Below are 23,476 nucleotides of genomic sequence, written 5' to 3'. Positions count from 1 at the left end.
GATGGCGATGTCCACCCGATCCTCCGGCGTACCGCGCTCTCCCTCGCGCCCCATCCCCGGCGCGCGCGGCCTCTCGGCGAGGGCGGCGGCAACGGCCGCGGGCGGCAGGGCTGCCACGATCTCGCTCGGCCGCTCGTTCGCCGTCGAGTCCGGCAACTACTTCCTGCTGCTCGGTACGACGCTCTTCCTCGTGATCTTCGGGCTCGTGATGGTGCTGTCGTCGTCGACCATCGACTCCTTCAACGGCAACCAGGGCTTCTTCGGCGGCTTCCTCCGTCAGGGCATGTACGCCGTCATCGGCGTGCCGCTCATGCTCGTCGTCGCGAGCGTGCCCAGCGAGTTCTGGAAGCGGCGCGCGTGGCTCGTCATGGGCGTCGCGGCGGCGCTCCAGCTGCTCGTCGTGGCGACCCCGCTCGGCGTCGAGGTCTACGGCAACCGCAACTGGATCCAGCTCGGGCCCGTCACCGCGCAGCCGTCGGAGCTCGTCAAGGTGGGCCTCGTCATCTGGCTCGCGCTCATCCTGGCCCGCAAGCGCCACCTGCTGACGTCCTGGCCCCACGTGCTGATCCCCATCGGCCCCGTCGCCGGCGGGGCCATCGGCCTCGTGCTGCTCGGCTCCGACCTCGGCACCGTGATCATCCTCACGTCCATCGTCATCGGCGCCCTGTTCTTCGCCGGCGTGCGGATGCGCATGCTCGCGATCATCGTCGCCGCGGTCTCCCTCGGCGCCATCGTGATGACCGTGATCAGCCCCAACCGCATGGTCCGCGTCCTCGGCTTCCTGAACGGCACGACGGACTACGAGGGGTCCGGCTGGCAGTCGACTCACGGCCTGTACGCCCTCGCCGCGGGCGGCGTGTTCGGCGTCGGCCTCGGCAACTCGAAGGCCAAGTGGTCCTGGCTCCCGGCGGCGGACAACGACTACATCTTCGCGATCATCGGTGAGGAGCTCGGCCTCATCGGCGCGGTCGTGCTGCTCCTGCTGTTCGTCGTCATGGCGATCGCGTTCATCCGCATCATTCGCTCGACGAACGACCCGTTCTCGCGGGTGCTCGTCGGGTCGGTGATGGTGTGGGTCGTCGGCCAGGCATTCGTGAACATCGCGGTCGTCCTGCAGCTGCTGCCCGTGCTCGGCGTGCCGCTGCCGCTCATGTCCTCCGGCGGCTCGGCGCTGATCACGACGCTCGTGGGCATCGGCCTCGTGCTCGGCATCGCCAAGCATCCGCCGATCATCGAGGACCAGTCCTCGCCGCCGCCCGGAGCCCCGGGTGGGCCGGGTGCGCAGAGCGTCCCGACCGCCCGGACCACCCCGAACGTACGGACTCCGCACGGCGCTCCCCGCCCGCGGGGAACCGCGAGGAGCTACCGCCCGTGACCGTCTACCTGCTCGCCGGGGGTGGCACCGCGGGCCACGTGAATCCGCTGCTGGCCGTGGCGGATGCCCTCCGCGCCCGTGAGCCCGAGTCGACCGTGCTCGTGCTCGGCACGCGTGAGGGCCTCGAGGCGCGCCTCGTGCCCGAGCGCGGGTACGAGCTCCTCACCATCCCTCGGCTGCCGTTCCCGCGCCGGGTGAGCCGCGACGCCGCCCTCTTCGCGCCGCGCTTCGCCGGAGCCGTGTCGTCGATCCGCCGCATGATCCGGGACCGGAACGTCGACGCGGTCGTCGGCTTCGGCGGCTACGCGGCCGCGCCGGCCTACCTCGCCGCCCGGGCGTCGGGCACGCCGCTCATGCTGCACGAGGCGAACGCGAAGCCCGGCCTCGCGAACCGGCTCGGCGCGCGCTTCACGCCGCACGTCGGCGTCGCGTTCCCCAACACCCCGCTGCCGGGGGCGACGCACGTCGGCATGCCGCTGCGCCGCGAGATCACCCGCCTCGACCGGCACGCTGCCCGGGCTGAGGCGCTCGAGTTCTTCGGGCTCACCCGCGAGCGTCGAACGCTCCTCGTGACGGGCGGCTCCACCGGGGCGCGGCGCCTCAACACGACGGTCGCCGAGAGCGCGGCCGCCATCGTCGAGGCGGGGCATCAGGTGCTGCACCTCGTCGGCGGCACGCAGGTGTTCGACGAGCCGGAGCTGCCGCACTACACGATGCTGCGCTACTGCGACCGCATGGATCTCGCCTTCGCCGCGGCCGACGTCGCGGTCTCCCGCGCGGGCGCCGCAACGCTCAGCGAGCTCACGGCGCTCGGGGTGCCCGCCGTCTACATCCCGTACCCGGTGGGCAACGGCGAGCAGCGCTTCAACGCCGAGACCGTGCTCGCGGCCGGGGGAGGCGTCCTCGTGGAGGACGCATCGTTCACGCCCGGCTGGGTCGCGGCCGAGTTGCTCCCGCTCCTCGCCGACCAGGCGCGCCTCCGCTCGATGGGCGAGGCCGCCGCCTCCGTCGGCCGCACCGACGGCGACGAGCGCATGGCGGACCTCATCCAGGGCGGGCTGGGCACGCCCGCTGCACGATCGCGCAGGACACGCGCGTAAGGTATTCCCCCGGACGACGGACCGAGGCAGCCAAGCAGACCCGCTGTCGCCCCAGCGGCAGCAGCCAGAAAGTGAGCACCACCGTGATCAAGCCCGACCTCTCCGCCCCCATCCCCGAGACCCTCGGCAAGCTGCACTTCGTGGGCATCGGGGGATCCGGCATGAGCGGCATCGCGCGCATGTTCCTCGCCGCCGGGCACACCGTCACCGGCTCCGACCTCCGCGAGACGGCCGCCGTCGAGGCCCTCCGCGAGGCCGGCGCCATCGTGCACATCGGTCACGACGCCGCGCACGTCGGCGACGCCGACACGCTCGTCGTGACGGGTGCGCTGTGGCAGGAGAACCCGGAGTACCAGTACGCGCTCGCCAACGGCCTCCCCGTGCTGCACCGCTCGCAGGCCCTCGCCTGGCTGATCTCGGACCGCCGGCTCGTCGCGGTCGCCGGCGCACACGGCAAGACGACGTCGACGGGCATGATCGTGACCGCCCTGCTCGCGCTCGGCGAGTCGCCGAGCTTCGTGAACGGCGGCGTCATCGCGGGACTCGGCGTCAGCTCCTCCGCGGGCGACGACGCCCTGTTCGTGGTCGAGGCCGACGAGTCCGACGGCTCGTTCCTGCTCTACGACACCGCCGTCGCCCTGATCACTAACGTCGACGCCGACCACCTGGACCACTACGGCACCCACGAGGCGTTCGACGAGGCGTTCGTGCGATTCGCGGACAACGCGAGCGAGCTCGTCGTCATCTCGAGCGACGACGCGGGCGCGCGGCGCGTGACGGCCGCCCTGAAGCACCCGAACGTCGTGACGTTCGGCGAGGACCCGGACGCGACGGTGCGGCTCACCTCCGTCGACACGGCAGGCCCGGTCTCCTTCACGCTGGCCTACCGCGGGTCCGAGTACACGGCGCGCCTCCGCGTGCCCGGAAAGCACAACGCCCTCAACGCGGCGGGAGCGTTCGCCGTGCTCGTGGGCATGGGCTTCGACCCCCAGCGCACGATCGACGCCATCGCGACGTTCGGCGGCACGGAGCGCCGGTTCGAGCTGCACGGCACCGTGCGCGGGGTGAGCGTGTACGACGACTACGCCCACCACCCCACCGAGGTCGCCGCCGCGCTCAGCGCCGCGCGCACCGTCGTGGGGGAGGGACGCATCATCGCCGTGCACCAGCCGCACCTCTACAGCCGCACCCGGATGATGGCGGGCGACTTCGCCGCGACCTACGAGGCCCTCGCCGACGAGACGATCGTCCTCGACGTCTACGGCGCGCGCGAGGACCCCGAGCCCGGGGTCACCGGCGCGCTCGTTGCCGACCGGTTCCAGGACAAGGACCGGGTCGCCTACCTCCCGGACTGGCAGCAGGCCGCCGACTACGCCGCATCCATCGCCCGCGAGGGCGACTTCGTCATCACCCTCAGCTGCGGCGACGTGTACCGCATCATCCCCCAGATCCTCGAGGCGCTCGACACCTCGGACACGGCGGTATGAAGCGGCCCCAGGGCTTCGATCCGGGTCCTCGAGAGGAGAACCCGGAACCCGCGAGGGATCGGGGAGCCGCGTCCGCGGGACGCGCCGGCGGCGGAGGGGCGCCCGGTCGGCGCCGGCCCGCCGCCCCGGCCTCAGCGGTGAACCGGCCCGCCGGGGCACCACCAACGCCGCCTCCGGTCGCGCCGTTCCCGGGCTCCAAGGCCGCGGCCGACGGTGACGCGGGCAGTGCGCTGAAGGCGTTCGCGCAGCGCGCGCGGGCGAAGCGATCGGACTCGGAGAGCGCGCGTGCCGCCGGTGCCGAGGCCGAAGCGCGCCGCGAGCTGCGCCGCGCCAGTCGCGAGCGCAAGCGGTTCGAGCGCGACGAGGTCAAGCGGTTCACCCGCCGCACTAGGCGCCGCAAGGCCGGCTGGATCACCGCCGCGGCCGTGATCGCGGCGATGGGCGGCCTGCTCGCGTTCGCCGTGTACTCGCCCCTCCTCGCCCTGCGGACCGTGCAGATCGAGGGCGCGTCGCGCATTCCGCCGGAGACGCTCGTCCAGGCCCTGGACGACCAGGTGGGCACGCCCCTGCCGCTCCTCGACCTCGGCGAGGTCAAGGACAAGCTCGCCGCCTTCCCGCTCATCCAGAGCTACTCGACCGAAAGCCGGCCGCCGGACACGCTCGTCGTGCGCGTGGTCGAGCGCACCCCCATCGCGTCCGTCCGCGCCTCGGGGGGCGGCTACCAGCTCGTCGACCCGGCGGGCGTCGTCGTGGAGCGCGCCGACGCCCGGCCCGAGGGCTTCCCCGTGATCGACGTCGGCGAGGTCGGCATCGCCAATGCGCGGTTCGAGGCGGCCGCGCAGGTGCTTGTCGCGCTGCCCGCGGACTTCCTCGCGCAGGTCGACGTGGTGAACGCGACCACGAAGGACGACGTGAGCCTCGTGCTCACCGACGGCAAGTGGGTCGTCTGGGGCAGCGCCGACGAGTCGGACCTGAAGGCCGCGCGCCTCCCGGCCCTGATCAAGGCCACGGCCGACCGGGACGTCGCCGAGTACGACGTCTCCTCCCCGGACAACCTCGTCGTCCGCTGAGCCCCCGGACACCCCCGACCCTCCCCGGATCTCCGCCGCGCGCCGCTCCGCCGACCCCCGGCTCCTGCCCACCGTTCCGGATTCAGGATGGAAACGCGACACGCCGCATCCGGGCACCTCGAAACGCGGCGTGTCGCAACTGAACCTGAATCCGGAACAGGACCGCCGGTGTGACACGGGCGCGGATGCCGGACGCGGCGCGGAAGGCGGGGGGGATCCAGGACGCACGCAGCCGTCGGCCGACCCCTGCCACCGGCGCGCGACACGCCCGGGACCTTTTTCTCTCGCGACACGCGGTCGCGCTTCCCGGTGTGTCCCGTCCCGCCGCTTACCTTCGGAGTCAGGAAATGCATACTGAGTAAAACTTTAGACCTCAACTACAGGTTTAGAGTTCCAGCGGAGGCCGGTCATCATGTCAAGTAACAACAACTATCTCGCCGTGATCAAGGTGGTCGGTATCGGCGGCGGCGGCGTCAACGCCGTCAACCGCATGATCGAGCTCGGTCTTCGCGGAGTCGAGTTCATCGCCATCAACACGGACGCCCAGGCGCTGCTGATGAGCGACGCGGACGTCAAGCTCGACGTCGGTCGCGAGATCACCCGCGGCCTCGGAGCCGGCGCCGACCCCGAGGTGGGTCGTCGCGCCGCGGAGGACCACGCGGAGGAGATCGAGGAGGCGCTCGCCGGCGCCGACATGGTCTTCGTCACCGCCGGTGAGGGCGGCGGCACCGGAACCGGTGGCGCTCCCGTCGTCGCGCGCATCGCGAAGTCCATCGGCGCCCTCACCATCGGTGTCGTCACGAAGCCCTTCAGCTTCGAGGGCAAGCGCCGCCAGGCCCAGGCCGACATCGGCGTCGCGACGCTCAAGAACGAGGTCGACACCCTCATCGTCGTGCCGAACGACCGCCTGCTCGAGATCAGCGACCGCGGCATCAGCATGCTCGAGGCGTTCGCGACCGCGGACCAGGTGCTCCTCGCCGGTGTCCAGGGCATCACGGACCTGATCACGACCCCGGGTCTCATCAACCTCGACTTCGCCGACGTGAAGTCGGTCATGCAGGGCGCTGGCTCGGCCCTCATGGGGATCGGGTCCTCGCGCGGCGCTGACCGGTCCATCAAGGCCGCCGAGCTCGCCGTCGCGTCGCCCCTGCTCGAGGCGAGCATCGAGGGCGCCCACGGCGTGCTGCTGTCCATCCAGGGCGGCTCGAACCTCGGCATCTTCGAGATCAACGACGCGGCCAAGCTCGTGCAGGAAGCCGTGCACCCCGAGGCCAACATCATCTTCGGTGCCGTCATCGACGACACCCTGGGTGACGAGGTCCGCGTGACGGTCATCGCCGCCGGCTTCGACGGTGGCGAGCCCAGCGTCAAGGTCGCGGAGGGCCGTCGCTCCAATTTCGCCCCCGCCGCACCCGCGCCCGCTCCGGTCCCCGTCGCGGTGGCGGCGAGCGGCGCCCGCGAGTCCGTGCCGACCTGGTCCACCAGCGAGGCGCCCACGATCCCCGCGCGCTCCACCATCGCGCCGGCGTTCGAGGACAAGGACGACGACCTGGACATCCCCGACTTCCTCAAGTGAGTCCGGATCCCGGCCTCGCGCACCGCGTCACGGCGGTGCGCGAGGCGGTCCAGGCCGCGGCTCGCGAGGCCGGGCGCGACCCGGCCGAGCTGACCACGGTCGTCGTCACCAAGTTCCAGCCCGTCTCCCTCGTGCGCGAGCTCGCGGAACTCGGGATGCGCGACGTGGGCGAGAGCAGGCACCAGGAGGCCCGTGAGAAGGCCGCCGAACTGGCGGACCTCTCGCTCTCCTGGCACTTCGTGGGGCAGCTGCAGGGCAAGAAGGCCCGGCAGGTGCAGCGCTACGCCCGGGTCCTGCACTCGGTCGACCGGGAGTCCCTGCTCGACGCGCTCGCCCTACCGGCGGGCGCGGAGGCGGAACCCGGCCGACCGGAGACGGACGTCTTCCTGCAGGTCAACCTCACGGACGATCCCGCCCGCGGCGGGGTCGCGCCCGCCGCGCTCGAGTCGCTCGCCGAGCGCGCCGAGGCCGCGCCGGGCCTCCGCCTGGTCGGCGTGATGGCCGTCGCCCCGCGCGAGGGCGAACCCCGTCAGGCGTTCGCCACGCTGCGCGGGCTCTCCGAGCGCGTGCAGCGGATCGCGCCCGACGCCACCGCGATTTCCGCGGGCATGTCGGGCGACTTCCGCGAGGCGATCCTCGAGGGGGCGACACACCTACGCATCGGCACCGCAATCACGGGTATTCGACCCGACCCCCGTTAATCTTTGACACAGCGATCCACTCCCGGAGGTAAGAATGGCCAACCCGCTCCGCAAGACCATGGTGTACCTCGGTCTCGCAGATGAAGAGCTCGAGTACGAGACCCCGCAGAACCAGCCGCAGCCGCAGAGCCAGCCGCAGCAGGCCCCTGTGGCCGCCGTTCCCCACCCCGCTCCGACGCAGCCCAAGCGCGCGTCGGTCGTGACCCCCCTGCACAAGCCCTCGACCACGAACAGGAATGCGGCGCCGGCTGACATGAACGAGATCCTCACCGTCCACCCCAAGGCCTACAAGGACGCCCAGGTCATCGCCGAGCACTTCCGCGATGGCGTTCCGGTGATCATCAACCTCACCCAGATGACGGAGCAGGACGCCCGCCGCCTCATCGACTTCGCCAGCGGCCTCTCGCAGGGCCTCTACGGCAAGATCGAGCGCGTCACGAACAAGGTGTTCCTCCTGTCGCCCGCCCACGTGGTCGTCTCCGGCGACCAGTCGGCGGCCGAGGCGGACATCGAAGCCTCGTTCTTCGCGTCCTGAGTGGCGGAGGCGCCCAGGGGCGCCTTGCCATAATTGACCAGTGACCATCATCTCCCTCATCGGCCTCGTCCTGAGGATCGCGCTGTTCCTGTTCATCCTCGCGATGTGGGGACGCTTCGTGCTCGACCTCGTGCAGGCGTTCTCGCGTGAGTGGCGCCCGCGGGGCCTCGTGCTGCTGCTCGCCGAGGCCTCGTACACGGTCACCGATCCGCCCATCAAATTCGTCCGGCGCATCCTTCCTCCGCTGCGTCTCGGGCCGGTCGCGCTCGACTTCGGCTGGATGATCGTGATGCTCGGCGCGATCATCGTCTACAACATCGCCGGAAGCCTCCGCTGAGGGGAGCCACCCGACCGCGGCTGTATCCTGGGACGCGCATCGCGGTGCCGTCCCGGATCACGGGCGGGCGTCTCCGCTGAGACCTCCGCGGCTCCGGCGTACGCGCCGCATCCGTTCCATTTCAAGCTTTCGAAGGTGGCAGGCCATGGCACTCACCCCTGAAGACGTCGTCAACAAGCGTTTCCAGCCGACCAAGTTCCGCGAGGGCTACGACCAGGACGAGGTCGACGACTTCCTCGACGAGGTGGTCGTGGAGCTGCGCCGCCTGCACAAGGAGAACGACGAGCTGCGTGCGCGCCTCGGCGCCGGCGCACCCGTGGCTGACGAGCAGGGATCCGCCGCTGCCGGCGTCGCGCCGACGACCGTGATCGCGGAGCCGTCCACCGTCACCGCCTCGACCGGCACCGGGACAACCGGCACCGACACGACCGGCACCGCGACGACCGGTGCGGACGAGGTCGCTCCCGTCGAGACCGCCGCCGCCCCCGCCGCCCCCGCCTCGGCCGGATACGACGACGAGACCACCAGCACCGCCAGCCTGCTGCAGTTGGCCCGCCGCCTCCACGACGAGCACGTCCGCGAGGGCATCGAGAAGCGCGACGCCCTCATCGCCGAGGGCCAGGCCGCGGCTACCCGCCTGCTTGCCGAGGCCGAGGAGAAACAGCGCAGCGAGATCGGCGCCCTCGAGGAGGAGCGCCGGGGACTCGAGGACCAGATCGACGGCCTGCGGGTCTTCGAGCGCGAGTACCGCGAGCAGCTGCGGAACTACATCGAGGGCCAGCTGCGCGACCTCGACACGTCCGCCGTCGTCTCCGCCGCCGATTCCGGCGACTCGGAGCACGCCGGCGTCGGAGCCCCGGGCTCCTCCGGTCTTGCCGGCAACTAGCCCGGTTCCGCGCGACCGTACCCCCGCGACGCTGAGCATCCGGGCCCTCGTGGTCCTCGCCGGCGTCGCGGTGGTCGTGTACGCGCTCGACCAGATCACCAAGGCGCTCGTCGTCGCCAACCTGCCGGAGTCCCGGCCGATCGAGGTGCTCGGGAACCTCCTCACCTTCCAGTTCGTGCGGAACTCCGGCGCGGCGTTCTCGCTGGCCAGCGGCAGCACCTGGATCTTCACGATCGTCGCCACGGCCGTCACGGTCTTCATCGTGATCTTCGCGCGCCGCATCCGCTCGACGGGGTGGGCCGTGCTGTTCGGCATGCTGCTCGGCGGCACGCTGGGGAACCTGACCGACCGCTATTTCCGCGAGCCCGGCTTCCCCAACGGGCACGTGATCGACTTCCTGCAGATCCCGCTGCTGCCGGCGATCTTCAACATCGCCGACGTCGCGATCGTCTCGAGCATGGGCGTGTTCCTCCTCCTCACGCTGCGCGGCGTCGGCCTCGACGGCCAGCGGCACGTCGACCAGCCGGCGGGAATCGCCGCGGAGGACGGCGACGCGGCCGGCGAGACGCGTCGCGCCGGCGCGACGGGCGAAGCATCCGCCTCGCCCGGGACCGGTACCTCTCCTTCTCCCGCTCCCGCCTCCGACCTCGACCCCGACCGGACCTGACCCACGATGGAATCCCGTAGCCTCCCCGTTCCCGACGGGCTCGACGGCGTGCGCGTCGACGCCGGCATCGCCAAGCTGCTGGGCTTCTCGCGCAGCTTCGCCGCCGAGGTCGCCGAGGCGGACGGCGTGACGCTCGACGGCAAGACGGCCGACAAGTCCGACCGGCTGAACGCCGGTGCCTGGCTCGAGGTGAGCTGGCAGCCGCGCTCCGAGGTCTCCGTCGTGCCGGTCGCGGTGCCCGACCTCGGCATCGTGCACGACGACGATGACATCGTCGTGGTGGACAAGCCGGTGGGCGTCGCGGCCCACCCCTCGGTCGGCTGGGAGGGCCCGACGGTGCTCGGCGCCCTGGCGGCGGCCGGCTTCCGGGTCAGCACGTCCGGCGCCGCGGAACGGGCCGGGATCGTGCACCGGCTCGACGCCGGCACCAGCGGACTCATGGTCGTCGCCAAGAGCGAGCACGCCTACACCGACCTGAAGCGCCAGTTCCACGACCGCGAGGTGAACAAGATCTACCACGCCGTGGTGCAGGGACATCCGGACCCCCTGAACGGCACGATCGACGCGCCCATCGGACGGCACCCGTCATCGTCGTGGAAGTTCGCCGTCACGGCGGGCGGCAAGCCCTCGGTCACGCACTACGAGACGATCGAGGCGTTCCGCGGCGCGTCGCTGCTCGAGATCCACCTGGAGACGGGGCGCACGCACCAGATCCGCGTGCACATGGCCGCGCAGCGCCACCCGTGCGTGGGCGACGCCATGTACGGCGCCGACCCCACCATGTCCGCGCGCCTGGGGCTCGGCCGGCAGTGGCTGCACGCCATGCGCCTCGGCTTCGCGCACCCGGCGACGGGCCAGCAGGTCGAGTTCACCAGCCGCTATCCCGACGATCTCGCGCACGCGCTGGACGTGCTTCGCGGGGAATGACCCCGGCGCCATTTAAGCTAGATCCCGCAATCCCCACACCCTCAGGCTCCTGAAGGGAACCCGTGCCTACCAGCAACGATTCTTTCGTTCATCTCCACGTGCACAGCGAGTACTCCATGCTCGACGGTGCCGCCCGCGTCAAGCCGCTCATCGAGGCGGCCGTCGAGCAGGGGATGCCCGCGGTCGCCGTCACCGACCACGGCAACGTCTTCGGCGCGTTCGACTTCTGGCGCACCGCGAAGGGCGCGGGGATCAAGCCGATCATCGGCACCGAGGCGTACATCACGCCGGGCACCCACCGCAGTGACCGCACCCGCGTGCGCTGGGGCAACGGCGGCGGGGACGACGTGTCCGGCTCCGGTGCGTACACGCACATGACGCTGCTCTCCGAGACCACCGAGGGCATGCACAACCTCTTCCGGCTGTCGTCGAAGGCGTCGATCGAGGGCTACTACTTCAAGCCGCGCATGGACCGCGAGCTGCTGTCGACGTACGCGACCGGGCTCATCGCCACGACGGGCTGCCCGAGCGGCGAGGTGCAGACGCGCCTGCGCCTCGGGCAGTACGAGGAGGCGAAGCGCGCCGCATCGGACTTCCGGGACATCTTCGGCAGGGAGAACTACTTCGCCGAGATCATGGATCACGGGCTCGGCATCGAGCGCCGGATCATGAGCGACCTGCTGCGGCTCGCCAAGGAGCTCGACCTGCCGCTCGTCGCCACCAACGACCTGCACTACACGCACGCCCACGACGCCACCAGCCACGCGGCGCTCCTCTGCGTGCAGTCCGGCACGACCCTCGACGACCCGAACCGGTTCAAGTTCGACGCGGACGAGTTCTACCTGAAGTCCGCGCAGCAGATGCGGTCGCTGTTCCGCGACCACCCGGACGCCTGCGACAACACGCTGCTCATCGCGGAGCGGTGCAACGTCGAGTTCAACGAGAGCGCGAACTACATGCCGCGCTTCCCGGTGCCGGAGGGCGAGACGGAGCAGTCGTGGTTCGTCAAGGAGGTCGAGGCCGGCCTGAAGGAGCGCTACCCCGGTGGCGTCACCCCCGAGGTGCGCGCGCGGGCCGACTACGAGATCGGCGTGATCTCGCAGATGGGCTTCCCCGGCTACTTCCTCGTCGTCGCCGACTTCATCAACTGGTCGAAGCGCCACGGCATCCGAGTCGGCCCCGGCCGGGGATCCGGCGCCGGCTCCATGGCCGCGTACGCCATGCGGATCACCGACCTCGACCCGATCCGGCACGGCCTGTTCTTCGAGCGCTTCCTGAACCCCGACCGCGTGTCCATGCCCGACTTCGACGTCGACTTCGACGAGCGCAGGCGCGGCGAGGTCATCCGGTACGTCACCGAGAAGTACGGCGACGAGCGCGTCGCGCAGATCGTGACCTACGGCACCATCAAGGCGAAGCAGGCGCTCAAGGACTCGTCCCGCGTGCTCGGCTACCCGTTCTCGATGGGGGAGAAGCTCACCAAGGCGATGCCGCCCGCGATCATGGGCAAGGACATCCCGCTGTCCGGCATCCTCGACCCGGACCACCCCCGCTACAAGGAGGCGTCCGACATCCGCGAGGTGCTCGCGAGCGACCCGGACGCCCAGAAGGTGTTCGAGACCGCCCGCGGCATCGAGAACCTGAAGCGTCAGTGGGGCGTTCACGCGGCCGGCGTCATCATGTCGAGCGAGCCGCTCATCGACATCATCCCGATCATGAAGCGGGAGCAGGACGGCCAGATCGTCACGCAGTTCGACTACCCCGCCGCGGAGTCGCTCGGCCTCATCAAGATGGACTTCCTGGGGCTGCGCAACCTCACGATCATCGACGACGCGCTCGACAACATCGAGGCGAACCTGGGCGAGCGTCCCGTGCTCGAGGAGCTCGCGCTCGAGGACACGGAGACCTACGAGCTGCTCGCCCGCGGCGACACGCTCGGCGTCTTCCAGTTCGACGGCGGACCCATGCGCGCGCTGCTGCGCCTCATGAAGCCTGACAACTTCGAGGACATCTCCGCCGTCAGCGCTCTGTACCGGCCCGGCCCGATGGGCGCGAACTCGCACACGAACTACGCGCTGCGCAAGAACGGCGTGCAGGAGATCGTGCCGATCCATCCGGAGCTCGAGGAGCCCCTGAAGGATGTGCTCGGCGTCACCTACGGCCTCATCGTGTACCAGGAGCAGGTGATGTCGATCGCGCAGAAGCTGGCCGGGTACTCGCTCGGTCAGGCCGACCTGCTGCGCCGCGCGATGGGAAAGAAGAAGAAGTCCGAGCTGGACAAGCAGTTCGAGGGCTTCTCCGCCGGCATGCAGGCCAACGGCTACTCGATGGCCGCGGTCAAGACGCTGTGGGACATCCTGCTGCCGTTCTCGGACTACGCCTTCAACAAGGCGCACTCCGCGGCCTACGGGGTGCTCAGCTACTGGACGGCCTATCTCAAGGCGCACTACCCCGCGGAGTACATGGCGGCGCTGCTCACCAGCGTCGGTGACTCCAAGGACAAGATGGCGATCTACCTCAACGAGTGCCGCCGCATGGGCATCAAGGTGCTGCCGCCGGACGTCAACGAGTCGGTCGGCGGCTTCGCGGCCGTGGGCAAGGACATCCGCTTCGGCCTGAGCGCGGTGCGGAACGTCGGCACGAACGTCGTCGACGCCATCCGCGAGGCACGCGACTCGAAGGGGCGCTTCGACAGCTTCTCCGACTACCTGAAGAAGGTGTCGCTCGTCGCCACCAACAAGCGCGCGATCGAGTCCCTCATCAAGGCGGGCGCGTTCGACTCGCTCGGCTCGACCCGGCGCGCGCTGCTCGAGGTGCACGAGTCCCTCGTGGACGCGGCCGTCACCGACAAGCGCGCAGAGGCCGCCGGCCAGGTGGGCTTCGACTTCGACGGCCTGTGGGACGAGCCGCAGCAGGCGAACCCGGTGCCGGTGCGGCCCGAGTGGTCGAAGCGCGACAAGCTCGCGTTCGAGCGGGAGATGCTCGGCCTCTACGTGTCGGACCACCCGCTCGCCGGGCTCGAGCTGCCGCTCGCGAAGCTGGCTTCGGTGAGCATCGCGGACCTGCTCGCGAACGAGTCGCCGCAGGACGGCGAGACCGTGACCATCGCGGGGCTGCTCACGAGCGTCCAGCACCGCACGGCGCGGAACTCGGGCAACCAGTACGGCATGGTGCAGATCGAGGACTTCGGCGGCGAGATCACCGCGATGTTCATGGGCAAGGCGTACCAGGAGTTCGCGCCCGCGCTCATCGGCGACTCGATCGTGGTCATCAAGGGCCGCGTGAGCGTGCGCGACGACGGCCTGAACATCCACGCGTTCAGCCTCTTCGCGCCCGACCTCGGTCAGGCGCAGGGCTCGGGACCGCTCGTCATCAGCCTCGCGGAGCACCGGGCGACGACCGACACGGTGCAGTCGCTCAACGACGTGCTGATCCGGCACTCCGGCGACACCGAGGTGCGGCTGCAGCTGGTGAAGGGCGACAACGGGCGCATGTTCGAGATCCCGTTCCCGGTGAACCTGAGCCCGGACCTCTACGGCGAGCTGAAGAGCCTCCTGGGCCCGAACTGCCTGAGCTGACCCGGCCGTGTGCAGCGTGTGCGTACCGAGTGCGCTCGGTCGCATACGGTCCCTGAGCCTGTCAAGGGACGTAGGCGACGCGGCCTGGTTGCGGCTCACACGGTCCCTGAACCTGTCGAAGGGACGCGAGGGGACGCGCCCTCCGAGCGGGCCATACGGTCCCTGAGCCTGTCGAAGGGACGCGCATCCCTCACCCGCCGGAGTTCTCCACATGCTCCACATCCACCGGAAAGTCGATGTCGGTGGTGCCTGGTTCGATATGGGCATGGAAACACCGACGTTCCCACAAGACCCCATCCCACCCGACACACCACCCGAGGGCGACCGGACTCAGGCGGAGACCTTCGCCGCGATGATCGACGCGGTGAAAATGTTCGAAGGCTTCTCCCGCTGGGCCACAGCCTGCCGCGCGGAGGCCATCGACCGCGCGCGGCTGTGGACGGAAGCAACCGACCTCTCCGTCCCCACCACCGGCGGGCCGCGCTGGTCGCCGAGGGTCGCGGGACACCGGGTCCTGGTCACGGAACTCGCCTGCGCCCTCCGCATCTCCGAACGGGCGGCGGAGAACCTCGTCGCCGAGAGTCACGCGCTCGTCCACGACCTCCCCGCCACCTGTGACGCGCTCCGCGGTGGCCGGATCGGCTACCGCCACGCCCAGGTGCTCATCGACCAGACGAACACCCTTCCGCCCGCGGGAGTGGCGGCGGTGGAGGAGGCGGTGCTGCCCAGGGCGGAATCGCTGACCGTGCCCAAGCTTGACCGCGCCACCCGCGACCTGCGCGAGCGTCTGCACCCGGAGTCGATCCAGGAGCGCCACACGAAGTCGGTCGCGGACCGGCACGTGGAGACCTGCCCGGCACAGGACGGGATGGCGTGGCTGAACGCCTTCCTCCCCGCCCCCGAAGTCAAGGGTATTGCGAACCGGCTGCGGGACATCACCGAGCAACTGAAGGGCGAGCCGGGGGAGGAGAGGACGCGGACACAGCTCATGGCCGACGCATTCACCGACCTCCTCCTCGACGGCACCACCACGGCAGCACCCGCGTCCGGCGTTGCGGAGGAGAAGAAGCCGCGTCACATCGGCGCACCGGTCGGGGTGGGCATCCGCCCCCGGGTGCTGGTGACCGTCCCGGTGCTCACCCTGCTAGGCCGCTCGGCGGAGCCGGGCACGCTCGAGGGATATGGGCCGATTGACGCGGATACGGCGAGACGGATCGCGGCGAGGGCGCCGAGCTTCACGCGCATCCTCACTCACCCAGAGACGGGAGCCGTGCTCTCGGTCGGTCGGGATCGGTACGCGGTGCCGAAGGACCTGCGGACCTGGCTACGGGTGCGCGATGAGACCTGCCGCTTCCCCGGCTGCAATCGGAGTGCCGGTCAGGCCGATGTCGATCACGTGACGGACTGGCAGTACGGCGGAGGGACCGACTACGGGAACCTCGTGCACCTGTGCCGGTCGCATCACCGGGTGAAGCACCACACCGCCTGGTCGTCGAGGTCAGCCGGCGGCGGGAGGGTGCGCTGGCTCTCCCCGAGCGGACACGAGTACGAGACCGAACCGGCGACACACGTCCAGCCGCCGAAGCGGAAGCGGCTGCAGACGCAGGGGAGTGCGTCACCGATTCCGGACGACCCGCCGTTCTAGCAGCGCGACCTCAGTCTGCGAGGAACGTCACGTCGCTTCGACAGGCTCAGCGACCGTGGGGTCGGCTCCTGCGCGCCCGGCACCACCACACGGTCCCTGAGCCTGTCGAAGGGACGCAACCGAACGCGCATCAGGAACGCTCCACACGGTCCCTGAGCTCGTCGAAGGGACGCGATTCGACGCGTGCCAGCGACGCGACGCCGCAGGAGAACCGCGCTACGCGAACTCGCCCGGCTGGAAGTACTGGCGCTCGTGGTACAGGAGCGGGCGGTCGTCCTCGCCGAGGTCGCCCTCCTCGATCTGCACCACGATCACCGCGTTGTTGTGCACCGGGAAGCGCTCGACGATGTGTCCCACCATCCAGGAGGTCACGTCCTTGATCACGGGGAGGCCGTGGGGCCCGGGCGACCAGTGGTCGCCCTCGAAGCGCTCCACCTGGGCGCCGCTCAGCTTCTGGGCGACGCCGCGGTTCCGCACGCCGAGCATGTGGATGACGACGCGGTCGGTCTCCGCGATCGCGGGCCAGGAGCTCGCCGAGCGGGCCATGTTGAACGTGGCGAGCGGCGGCACAGCCGAGAGGGACGCGAGCGAGGTTGCGGTGAACCCCACCGGGTTGCCCGAGGCGTCGAGCGCCGTGATGATCGCCACGCCGGCCGCGTGGCGGCGGAAGGCCTGCTTGAACGCCGCCAGGTCGACCGGGGTGACGGGCTCGATCGGCCCCTGGGCGGGGTCGACCGCGACGCGCTCAACCGCGGCGGCCGGATCGGTCGCGGCGAGCGCCGCGACGGACTCGTCCGTCGGCGCCGTGCCGGCAACGACCTCGGATTCACCGGGTTCCCGCGCTGCGTCGATCACGTCCGCACCTGCCGCTGCTGTGCTCATCAATCTGCCTCTTCCTCGTCGGCGACCAGTGCGAGGACGGCCACCGTGTTCGGTCCGTGGATGGCATCAGGCTAACCCCGAGGGTGGCTCCTCCCCAGTTCGTTAGACTTTCGGCGTCATGATGCGAACCGTAGATCTCCGGGGCACGAGCCTCTCCCGCTCCGAGCTCGAAGGCATCGTGCCGCGGGCCACCTACGACGTCGCCGTCGCCGCTGAGGCGGCAGGCGCCCTGATCCAGGAGGTCCGCGACCGCGGGGAGGCCGCCCTCCTCGAGCAGGCCGAGCGGTTCGACCGCGTCCGCCCCGCCGCGCTCCGCGTGCCGGCCGCCGACATCGCCGCCGCCGTCGCGACCCTCGACCCCGCCGTGCGGGATGCCCTGGACGAGATGATCGCCCGCGTGCGCTCCGCGAGCGCGGCCCAACTGCCGCAGCCGCGCAGCACCCGCATCGGGGACGGCGCCCAGGTCGATCAGCGCTGGCTGCCGGTGGCGCGCGCCGGCCTCTACGTGCCCGGCGGCAAGGCCGTCTACCCCTCGAGCGTCGTGATGAGCGTCGTCCCCGCGCAGGTCGCGGGCGTCGCCTCCGTCGCCCTTGTCTCGCCGCCGCAGCGCGAGTTCGGCGGGGGAGTGCACCCGACGATCCTCGCGGCCGCGGGTCTTCTCGGCGTCGACGAGGTCTACGCCATGGGCGGCGCCGGCGCGGTCGGCGCGCTCGCCTACGGCGTGCCGTCGATCGGGCTCGAGCCCGTGCAGGTCATCACCGGCCCCGGCAACGTCTTCGTCGCCGCGGCCAAGCGGCTCGTCCGCGGGCAGGTCGGCATCGACTCCGAGGCCGGCCCCACCGAGATCCTGGTTATTGCGGACGACTCCGCCATCCCCGCCTACGTCGCGGCCGACCTGGTGAGCCAGGCCGAGCACGACGAACTCGCCGCCGCCGTGCTCGTCACCGACTCCGAGTCGCTGGCCGAGATGGTTGCCGCCGAGGTCGAGCGCATGGCGGGCATCACCTCGCACGCCGACCGCATCGCCGTGTCGCTGGCCGGTGCCCAGTCGGGCATCGTTCTCGTCGACGACCTCAGCACCGCCGCGGCGGTCAGCAACGCCTACGGACCGGAGCACCTCTCCATCCAGACCACCGACCCGGATGCGGTGCTCGCGAGCATCGACAACGCCGGCGCCGTGTTCCTCGGCGGGCACTCCCCGGTGAGCCTCGGCGACTACCTGGCCGGTTCGAACCACGTGCTTCCCACCGGCGGCCAGTCGCGCTTCTCCTCCGGGCTCGGGGCGCACACCTTCCTGCGCCCGCAGCAGGTCATCCGGTACACGGAGTCGGCGCTCGCCGAGGTGGCCGACCGCATCGTCGCCGTGGCGAATGCGGAGGACCTGCCCGCGCACGGCGAGGCCATCACCGAGCGCTTCCGCTCCGCCTGACCCGCGCTCTGACCCGCGCTGGTCGCGGCCGTGCTCGGCGGCCCGCGTGCAGCGCCGTCGCCTATCCTGGAGCCACCATGTACTGCCCCTTCTGCCGCCACCCGGATTCCCGCGTCGTCGACTCCCGCACGAGCGACGACGGGCTGTCCATCCGCCGCCGTCGGCAGTGCCCCGAGTGCGGCAGGCGCTTCAGCACGACCGAGACGGCCAGCCTCAACGTGATCAAGCGCAGCGGCGTCGTCGAGCCGTTCAGCAGGGAGAAGATCGTCTCCGGCGTGCGCAAGGCGTGCCAGGGGCGGCCCGTGACCGACACCGACCTCGCCGTGCTCGCGCAGCGCGTCGAGGAGGCGGTGCGCGCCACCGGTGCGTCGCAGATCGACGCCAATGACATCGGGCTCGCCATCCTCCCACCGCTGCGCGACCTCGACGAGGTCGCCTACCTTCGCTTTGCCAGCGTCTACCAGGGCTTCAACTCCCTCAGCGACTTCGAGGCGGCCATCGCGCAGCTCCGCGTGGAGCACGCCGAGCCGGCCCGCTCGGCCGACTGATCCTCTCTCTTCCACTCCGACTTCCGAAGGACGCATGTACCGGCTCCTCTTCACCCATGTCCTGTCCCGCATGGACCCGGAGGATGCCCACCACCTGGCCTTCGAGGTGATCCGGCGGCTCCCGACGCTCGGCGTCGGCCGCGCGGTGCGGGTGCTGACCCGGCCCGCTCCGTCCCTGCGCACCCGCGCGCTCGGGCTCGAGTTCGACTCGCCGTTCGGGGTGGCCGCGGGGTTCGACAAGGACGGCAAGGCCGTTCTGGGGCTCGGGCAGCTGGGCTTCGGCCACGTCGAGGTCGGCACCCTGACCGCGGTCGCTCAGCCGGGCAACGAGCGACCCCGCCTGTTCCGCCTGATACCCGACCGCGCGGTCATCAACCGCATGGGCTTCAACAACGGGGGAGCGGCGGCCGCCGCCGAGCGCCTGGCGCCCCTCGCCCGGCGGACCCGCCGGCCCGTGCTCGGCGTCAACATCGGTAAGAGCCGCGTCGTCGACGTGGAGAACGCGGTCGAGGACTACCGGGTCAGCGCCCGCGCGCTCGCGCCCGTCGCCGACTACCTCGTGGTGAACGTGAGCTCCCCGAACACGCCCGGGCTGCGGGGGCTGCAGGAGCTCGATCGTCTCGCCCCTCTCCTCGCGGCCGTGCAGGAGGAGAGCGGGTCCACCCCGCTGCTCGTGAAGATCGCGCCCGACCTGTCCGACGAGGAGATCGCGCGCATCGCCGAGCTCGCCGTCGACCTGCGGCTCGCCGGCATCATCGCGACGAACACGACCATCGACCGGTCCGGGCTTGCCACCGACCCCGCCGTCATCGAGGCCGCGGGCGCGGGCGGGCTCTCCGGCGCGCCCCTGCGCCGCCGCTCGCTCGAGGTCCTCCGGCTGCTGCGGACCCTCGTGCCCGAGGAGATGTGCATCATCTCCGTCGGCGGCGTCGACACCGCGGCGGACGTCGCCGAGCGCCTGGAGAACGGCGCGACCCTCGTGCAGGGTTACACGGCGTTCCTCTACCGCGGCCCGTTCTGGGCGCGGCAGATCAACCGCGGGCTCGCCAAGCGGCACCGCGGCTGACGGGAGCGCCGTCCCCTAGAAGCTGACCTTCTCGCCGCGCTTGACCTGCGGCTTCGGCAGGCGCATGCGGCGGAACTGGAAGGCGCGCATGGCGGCGTACCACTTGATGCCGCGCTCCACGTTCGAGGCGCCGACGCGCTCGGCGATGCGCTTCTGCAGGATCCGCCCGAAGATGAAGGCGTCGATGATCGCGGCGAAGAAGAACACGTAGATCACGAGGAAGATGTAGGTCGCGAGCACCGGGGGCAGCGCGAACGTGCCGAGGATCACGATGATCATCACCGGCATGAGCATCTCGCCCATGCTGAACCGCGCGTCGATCGCGTTGCGGATGTAGCGCTTCTGCGGGCCGCGGTCGCGCATCGGCAGGTAGCGCTCGTCGCCCGCGGCCATGCCGGCCTGCGCCTTCAGCCGGGCCTCGCGGGCCTTCTCCTTCTGCACCCGGACCGCTTCCTTGCGATCGTTCGGCACGAGGGGTCGCTTGTTCGCGGCCTCGCGCTCCTTGCGGGTGGGGGTCGGCCGACCCTTGCCCAGTCGCCGCTCGGTCTCTTCTGCGGTCTCGGGCTTGGGGGTCGGTACTTCAGGCTTGGCCACGTCAACGGTCCTTCGAAAGGGTTCGCCTTAAGATTACCGTCATGAGTCTTGGCGAAACCCCACCGAAGGACCCGACGGCTGCGGCCGGGCAGGCCGTGGCCGCACGACCGACGGTGGAGGAGGCCGTGCTCGCGGGCATCCCCGCGGCCGTGTCGGATCTCTCCCGGCTGGTGCGCATCCCCTCCGTGTCCTGGGGCGCCTTCGACCCGGCGCACGTCGCCGCGAGCGCGGAGGCCGTCGCCGAGCTGTTCCGCTCCACCGGCGTATTCGACTCGGTCGACATCCGCCGCTCCGCCATGGCCGGCACCGACGAGCTCGGCCACCCGGCGGTGCTCGCCAGCCGTGCGGCCAGGAACGGAAAGCCCACCGTGCTGCTGTACGCGCACCACGACGTGCAGCCTCCCGGGGACGACGCGGGCTGGGACTCGCCGCCCTACGAGCCCACCGTGCGGGGCGACCGCCTCTACGGTCGCGGCGCCTCGGACGACAAGGCCGGGGTCATGACGCACGTCGCGGCCGTCCGCGCGCTCGCCGAGGCCACCGGCGGCGACTTCGACCTCGGCCTCGCCGTGTTCATCGAGGGCGAGGAGGAGTACGGCTCGAAGTCCTTCGCCGCCTTCCTCGAGGACAACCGCGAGGCTCTGTCGGCCGACGTCATCATCGTGGCGGACTCCGACAACTGGGACGTGGACACCCCGGCCGTCACCGTGGCGCTCCGCGGCAACGTCGCGTTCCGGCTCACCGTCCGCACGCTCGAGCACGCCTCGCACTCCGGCATGTACGGGGGAGCGGCCCCCGACGCCATGCTCGCCGCGATCCGCCTCCTCGACTCCTTCTGGGACGCCGACGGGGCCGTTGCGGTCGACGGGCTCGAGTCCGCCGGCCTCGACGTGCCGGAGTTCTCCGAGGACGACCTCCGCCGCGACGCGGGCTTCGTCGCCGGGGTGCTGCCGCTCGGCCGCGGACCCGTGCTCTCCCGACTGTGGGCCCAGCCGGCCATCACCATCACCGGCATCGACGCCCCCACGGTCGAGAACGCCTCGAACACCCTCGTGCCCGAGGTGACCGTCAAGGTGAGCGCGCGGATCGCGCCCGGCCAGACCGCGGCCGACGCCTTCGCGGCGCTCCAGGCGCATGTCGACGCGCACCGCCCCTTCGGCGCGGAGACCCGCATCTGGGACGTCGACCTCGGCAACCCGTTCCTCGTCGACACGAGCGGCTGGGCCATCGACGAGCTCAAGGCTGCCATGCGCGACGGGTGGGGCCGGGACGCGGTCGAGACCGGCATCGGCGGCTCCATCCCGTTCATCGCCGACCTGGTGCGCGTCTTCCCGGCCGCGCAGATCCTGGTGACCGGCGTCGAGGACCCGGACACCCGCGCGCACAGCCCGAACGAGTCGCAGCACCTCGGCGTGCTCAAGCGGTCCATCCTCACCGAGGCCCTGTTCCTGCAGCGACTCGACGGCCGCGGCTAGCGCTCGCATCGCGCCGGCTCGGATCCCGCAGGCTCGGATCCCGCTCCCTCGGATCCCGTCCGCGCCATCCCGACTCGCCGCATCCCACGTCAGGGAATACCCGGGGCCGTTCCGGGGTTGCCGACGTAGACTGTGCACAGTTTTCTCACGGCACCCCCGGGCGCCGAGACCTCGAACAGGAGTCCCGTCATGACTGACACCACGATCACCACGCCCGAGACCCGCGCTCACGGCGTCGGCCTCACCGACGCGGCGGCCACCAAGGTCAAGGGCCTGCTCGACCAGGAGGGCCGCGACGACCTGCGCCTCCGCATCGCCGTGCAGCCGGGCGGCTGCTCCGGTCTGATCTACCAGCTGTACTTCGACGAGCGCCTCCTCGACGGCGACGCCGCGGTCGACTTCGAGGGCGTCGAGGTCGTCGTGGACAAGATGAGCGTGCCCTACCTCGACGGCGCGACCATCGACTTCGAGGACACGATTCAGAAGCAGGGATTCACCATCGACAACCCCAACGCGGCCGGCTCCTGCGCCTGTGGAGATTCCTTCCACTGACCTGCGTATTCGTTGTTACCGAGAGGGAGTCGTCCATGGGGCGGCTCCCTTTCGCATTAGACTGGCGGAGTCACACTGGAACTTCCGAAGGGTCATTAGGTGCGCTCAAAACGCCGTATCCGTTGGGCAGCAATCCCGATGGCAGCGACTCTCGTCGTTGTCCTCGCGGGGTGCACGCAGGCGCAGCTACAGGGATGGCTCCCGGGCAACGCTGACACCACGAACGAGACGGGCGACATCATGGCGCTCTGGTTCACGTCGTGGGTCATCCTCCTCGTCGTGGGGCTCGTCACCTGGATCCTCATCATCTGGGCCGCGGTCATGTACCGCCGCCGCAAGGGCCAGACCGGCCTGCCGATCCAGCTGCGCTACAACCTGCCGATCGAGATCTTCTACACGGTCGTTCCGCTGATCCTGGTGCTCGGCTTCTTCGCCTTCACCGCTCGCACGCAGAACGTGCTCGAGGCCCGCTTCGACGAGCCCGAGGTCAAGATCGAGGCCTACGGCAAGCGCTGGGCCTGGGACTTCAACTACCTCGGCGGTCAGACCGAGGACGGGCAGGTCGTCGAGGGCGACGCCTACACCGCCGGTGTCCAGGCCGTCGACGCGGCCCGCGGCCCGCAGGGCTCGGTGAACGAGGAGCTGCTCCCGACCCTGTACCTGCCGGTCGACACCAAGGTGGAGATCCACCTCAAGGCCCGTGACGTGATCCACTCGTTCTGGGTCGTGGACTTCCTCTACAAGAAGGACATGATCCCCGGCGTCGACACGAATTACTTCACCTTCATCCCGCAGGAGGAGGGCACCTTCATCGGCAAGTGCGCCGAGCTGTGCGGCGAGTACCACTCGCTCATGCTCTTCCAGGTGAAGGTCGTCTCGCTCGACGAGTACAACTCGCAGGTGCGTCAGCTCAAGGACGCGGGCTTCGAAGGCCGTCTCGGCGACGAGTACAACGCCAACAGCACGCTCCCGGGCACCGGTGCGCCCGAGATGCTCGAGCACGGCGAAGAGAACACCCCCGGCGAAGAGAACAACGAAGAGTAGGA

General features: G+C 70.6%; 21 protein-coding genes. 19 read left to right on the top strand and 2 right to left on the bottom strand.

Annotated elements, in window-relative coordinates; all coding sequences use genetic code 11:
* Position 1: 1 nt before the first annotated feature.
* From ftsW to DAI20_RS15110, 13 genes are all read left to right on the top strand, one after another.
* The gene (ftsW, locus tag DAI20_RS15170) at positions 2-1,375 is read left to right on the top strand and encodes a putative lipid II flippase FtsW (protein ID WP_108252310.1); all 1,374 of its coding nucleotides are present in this window, start codon (positions 2-4) and stop codon (positions 1,373-1,375) included.
* Positions 1,372-2,475, top strand: coding sequence for an undecaprenyldiphospho-muramoylpentapeptide beta-N-acetylglucosaminyltransferase (murG, locus tag DAI20_RS15165; RefSeq protein ID WP_108252308.1), 1,104 nt, complete (start codon positions 1,372-1,374; stop codon positions 2,473-2,475). The genes ftsW and murG overlap by 4 nt, the downstream gene beginning before the upstream one ends.
* An 83-nt stretch (positions 2,476-2,558) precedes the next feature.
* Positions 2,559-3,962, top strand: a complete 1,404-nt coding sequence (gene murC / locus DAI20_RS15160; RefSeq protein ID WP_108252641.1) for a UDP-N-acetylmuramate--L-alanine ligase — start codon at positions 2,559-2,561, stop codon at positions 3,960-3,962.
* A gap of 137 nt (positions 3,963-4,099) precedes the next feature.
* Positions 4,100-5,032, top strand: a complete 933-nt coding sequence (locus DAI20_RS15155) for a cell division protein FtsQ/DivIB (RefSeq protein WP_240606104.1) — start codon at positions 4,100-4,102, stop codon at positions 5,030-5,032.
* Between the two features lie 412 nt (positions 5,033-5,444).
* Positions 5,445-6,608, top strand: a complete 1,164-nt coding sequence (ftsZ, locus tag DAI20_RS15150; RefSeq protein WP_108252304.1) for a cell division protein FtsZ — start codon at positions 5,445-5,447, stop codon at positions 6,606-6,608.
* Positions 6,605-7,309, top strand: a complete 705-nt coding sequence (locus DAI20_RS15145) for a YggS family pyridoxal phosphate-dependent enzyme (RefSeq protein ID WP_240606103.1) — start codon at positions 6,605-6,607, stop codon at positions 7,307-7,309. The genes ftsZ and DAI20_RS15145 overlap by 4 nt, the downstream gene beginning before the upstream one ends.
* A gap of 34 nt (positions 7,310-7,343) precedes the next feature.
* Positions 7,344-7,844, top strand: a complete 501-nt coding sequence (locus tag DAI20_RS15140) for a cell division protein SepF (protein ID WP_108252302.1) — start codon at positions 7,344-7,346, stop codon at positions 7,842-7,844.
* Between the two features lie 40 nt (positions 7,845-7,884).
* Positions 7,885-8,181, top strand: a complete 297-nt coding sequence (locus DAI20_RS15135) for a YggT family protein (protein WP_108252300.1) — start codon at positions 7,885-7,887, stop codon at positions 8,179-8,181.
* 145 nt (positions 8,182-8,326) lie between these two features.
* A complete protein-coding gene (locus tag DAI20_RS15130; protein WP_108252298.1) occupies positions 8,327-9,067 on the top strand; it encodes a DivIVA domain-containing protein in 741 nt (246 codons plus the stop codon).
* Positions 9,054-9,734 (top strand): signal peptidase II, encoded by a 681-nt coding sequence (lspA, locus tag DAI20_RS15125; protein WP_240606102.1) that lies wholly within the window; start codon positions 9,054-9,056, stop codon positions 9,732-9,734. Before DAI20_RS15130 ends, lspA begins: the two co-directional genes overlap by 14 nt.
* Positions 9,735-9,740: 6 nt before the next feature.
* Positions 9,741-10,661, top strand: coding sequence for an RluA family pseudouridine synthase (locus tag DAI20_RS15120; RefSeq protein WP_108252296.1), 921 nt, complete (start codon positions 9,741-9,743; stop codon positions 10,659-10,661).
* A 116-nt stretch (positions 10,662-10,777) separates the two neighbouring features.
* Complete coding sequence (gene dnaE, locus DAI20_RS15115; protein ID WP_108252634.1) at positions 10,778-14,239, top strand: DNA polymerase III subunit alpha; 3,462 nt, start codon at positions 10,778-10,780, stop codon at positions 14,237-14,239.
* A 265-nt stretch (positions 14,240-14,504) separates the two neighbouring features.
* Positions 14,505-15,884: an HNH endonuclease signature motif containing protein gene (locus tag DAI20_RS15110; RefSeq protein ID WP_159085080.1), complete on the top strand. Its 1,380-nt coding sequence runs from the start codon at positions 14,505-14,507 to the stop codon at positions 15,882-15,884.
* 216 nt (positions 15,885-16,100) lie between these two features.
* Here DAI20_RS15110 and DAI20_RS15105 read toward each other — a convergent pair whose 3' ends face one another.
* Complete coding sequence (locus DAI20_RS15105; RefSeq protein WP_168927700.1) at positions 16,101-16,598, bottom strand: flavin reductase family protein; 498 nt, start codon at positions 16,596-16,598, stop codon at positions 16,101-16,103.
* 286 nt (positions 16,599-16,884) lie between these two features.
* Here DAI20_RS15105 and hisD point away from each other — a divergent pair, with 286 nt between their 5' ends.
* From hisD to DAI20_RS15090, 3 genes are all read left to right on the top strand, one after another.
* The gene (gene hisD / locus DAI20_RS15100; protein ID WP_108252290.1) at positions 16,885-18,195 is read left to right on the top strand and encodes a histidinol dehydrogenase; all 1,311 of its coding nucleotides are present in this window, start codon (positions 16,885-16,887) and stop codon (positions 18,193-18,195) included.
* 77 nt (positions 18,196-18,272) lie between these two features.
* Positions 18,273-18,743 carry a transcriptional regulator NrdR gene (gene nrdR / locus DAI20_RS15095; protein WP_108252288.1) on the top strand — a complete coding sequence of 157 codons (471 nt, stop codon included), beginning with the start codon at positions 18,273-18,275 and terminating at the stop codon, positions 18,741-18,743.
* 34 nt (positions 18,744-18,777) lie between these two features.
* Positions 18,778-19,809: a quinone-dependent dihydroorotate dehydrogenase gene (locus DAI20_RS15090; RefSeq protein ID WP_108252286.1), complete on the top strand. Its 1,032-nt coding sequence runs from the start codon at positions 18,778-18,780 to the stop codon at positions 19,807-19,809.
* A gap of 15 nt (positions 19,810-19,824) precedes the next feature.
* Here DAI20_RS15090 and DAI20_RS15085 read toward each other — a convergent pair whose 3' ends face one another.
* Positions 19,825-20,403 carry a DUF3043 domain-containing protein gene (locus DAI20_RS15085; protein WP_108252284.1) on the bottom strand — a complete coding sequence of 193 codons (579 nt, stop codon included), beginning with the start codon at positions 20,401-20,403 and terminating at the stop codon, positions 19,825-19,827.
* 41 nt (positions 20,404-20,444) lie between these two features.
* On the opposite strand from DAI20_RS15085, the gene DAI20_RS15080 reads away from it, so the two are divergent.
* The 3 genes from DAI20_RS15080 (at position 20,445) to ctaC (ending at position 23,474) form a co-directional block, all read left to right on the top strand.
* Positions 20,445-21,878 carry a dipeptidase gene (locus DAI20_RS15080; protein ID WP_108252282.1) on the top strand — a complete coding sequence of 478 codons (1,434 nt, stop codon included), beginning with the start codon at positions 20,445-20,447 and terminating at the stop codon, positions 21,876-21,878.
* 189 nt (positions 21,879-22,067) lie between these two features.
* A complete protein-coding gene (erpA, locus tag DAI20_RS15075; protein ID WP_108252280.1) occupies positions 22,068-22,430 on the top strand; it encodes an iron-sulfur cluster insertion protein ErpA in 363 nt (120 codons plus the stop codon).
* Between the two features lie 99 nt (positions 22,431-22,529).
* Positions 22,530-23,474, top strand: coding sequence for an aa3-type cytochrome oxidase subunit II (gene ctaC, locus DAI20_RS15070; protein ID WP_205781462.1), 945 nt, complete (start codon positions 22,530-22,532; stop codon positions 23,472-23,474).
* Positions 23,475-23,476 lie beyond the last annotated feature (2 nt).

The sequence above is a fragment of the Planctomonas deserti genome (assembly GCF_003067705.1).
Taxonomy (GTDB): Bacteria; Actinomycetota; Actinomycetes; order Actinomycetales; family Microbacteriaceae; genus Planctomonas; species Planctomonas deserti.
Note: the sequence above shows the minus strand (reverse complement) of the source record. Positions and strands in the feature narration are given on the sequence as shown.

Excerpts from the sequence above, each read along its gene's own strand:
- hisD (WP_108252290.1), top strand. The coding sequence starts at position 16,885 with ATGATGCGAACCGTAGATCTCCGGGGCACGAGCCTCTCCCGCTCCGAG.
- erpA (WP_108252280.1), top strand. The coding sequence starts at position 22,068 with ATGACTGACACCACGATCACCACGCCCGAGACCCGCGCTCACGGCGTC.
- ftsW (WP_108252310.1), top strand. The coding sequence starts at position 2 with ATGGCGATGTCCACCCGATCCTCCGGCGTACCGCGCTCTCCCTCGCGC.
- DAI20_RS15110 (WP_159085080.1), top strand. The coding sequence starts at position 14,505 with ATGGAAACACCGACGTTCCCACAAGACCCCATCCCACCCGACACACCA.
- DAI20_RS15140 (WP_108252302.1), top strand. The coding sequence starts at position 7,344 with ATGGCCAACCCGCTCCGCAAGACCATGGTGTACCTCGGTCTCGCAGAT.
- ftsZ (WP_108252304.1), top strand. The coding sequence starts at position 5,445 with ATGTCAAGTAACAACAACTATCTCGCCGTGATCAAGGTGGTCGGTATC.
- nrdR (WP_108252288.1), top strand. The coding sequence starts at position 18,273 with ATGTACTGCCCCTTCTGCCGCCACCCGGATTCCCGCGTCGTCGACTCC.
- DAI20_RS15090 (WP_108252286.1), top strand. The coding sequence starts at position 18,778 with ATGTACCGGCTCCTCTTCACCCATGTCCTGTCCCGCATGGACCCGGAG.
- DAI20_RS15130 (WP_108252298.1), top strand. The coding sequence starts at position 8,327 with ATGGCACTCACCCCTGAAGACGTCGTCAACAAGCGTTTCCAGCCGACC.
- DAI20_RS15120 (WP_108252296.1), top strand. The coding sequence starts at position 9,741 with ATGGAATCCCGTAGCCTCCCCGTTCCCGACGGGCTCGACGGCGTGCGC.
- dnaE (WP_108252634.1), top strand. The coding sequence starts at position 10,778 with ATGCTCGACGGTGCCGCCCGCGTCAAGCCGCTCATCGAGGCGGCCGTC.
- DAI20_RS15080 (WP_108252282.1), top strand. The coding sequence starts at position 20,445 with ATGAGTCTTGGCGAAACCCCACCGAAGGACCCGACGGCTGCGGCCGGG.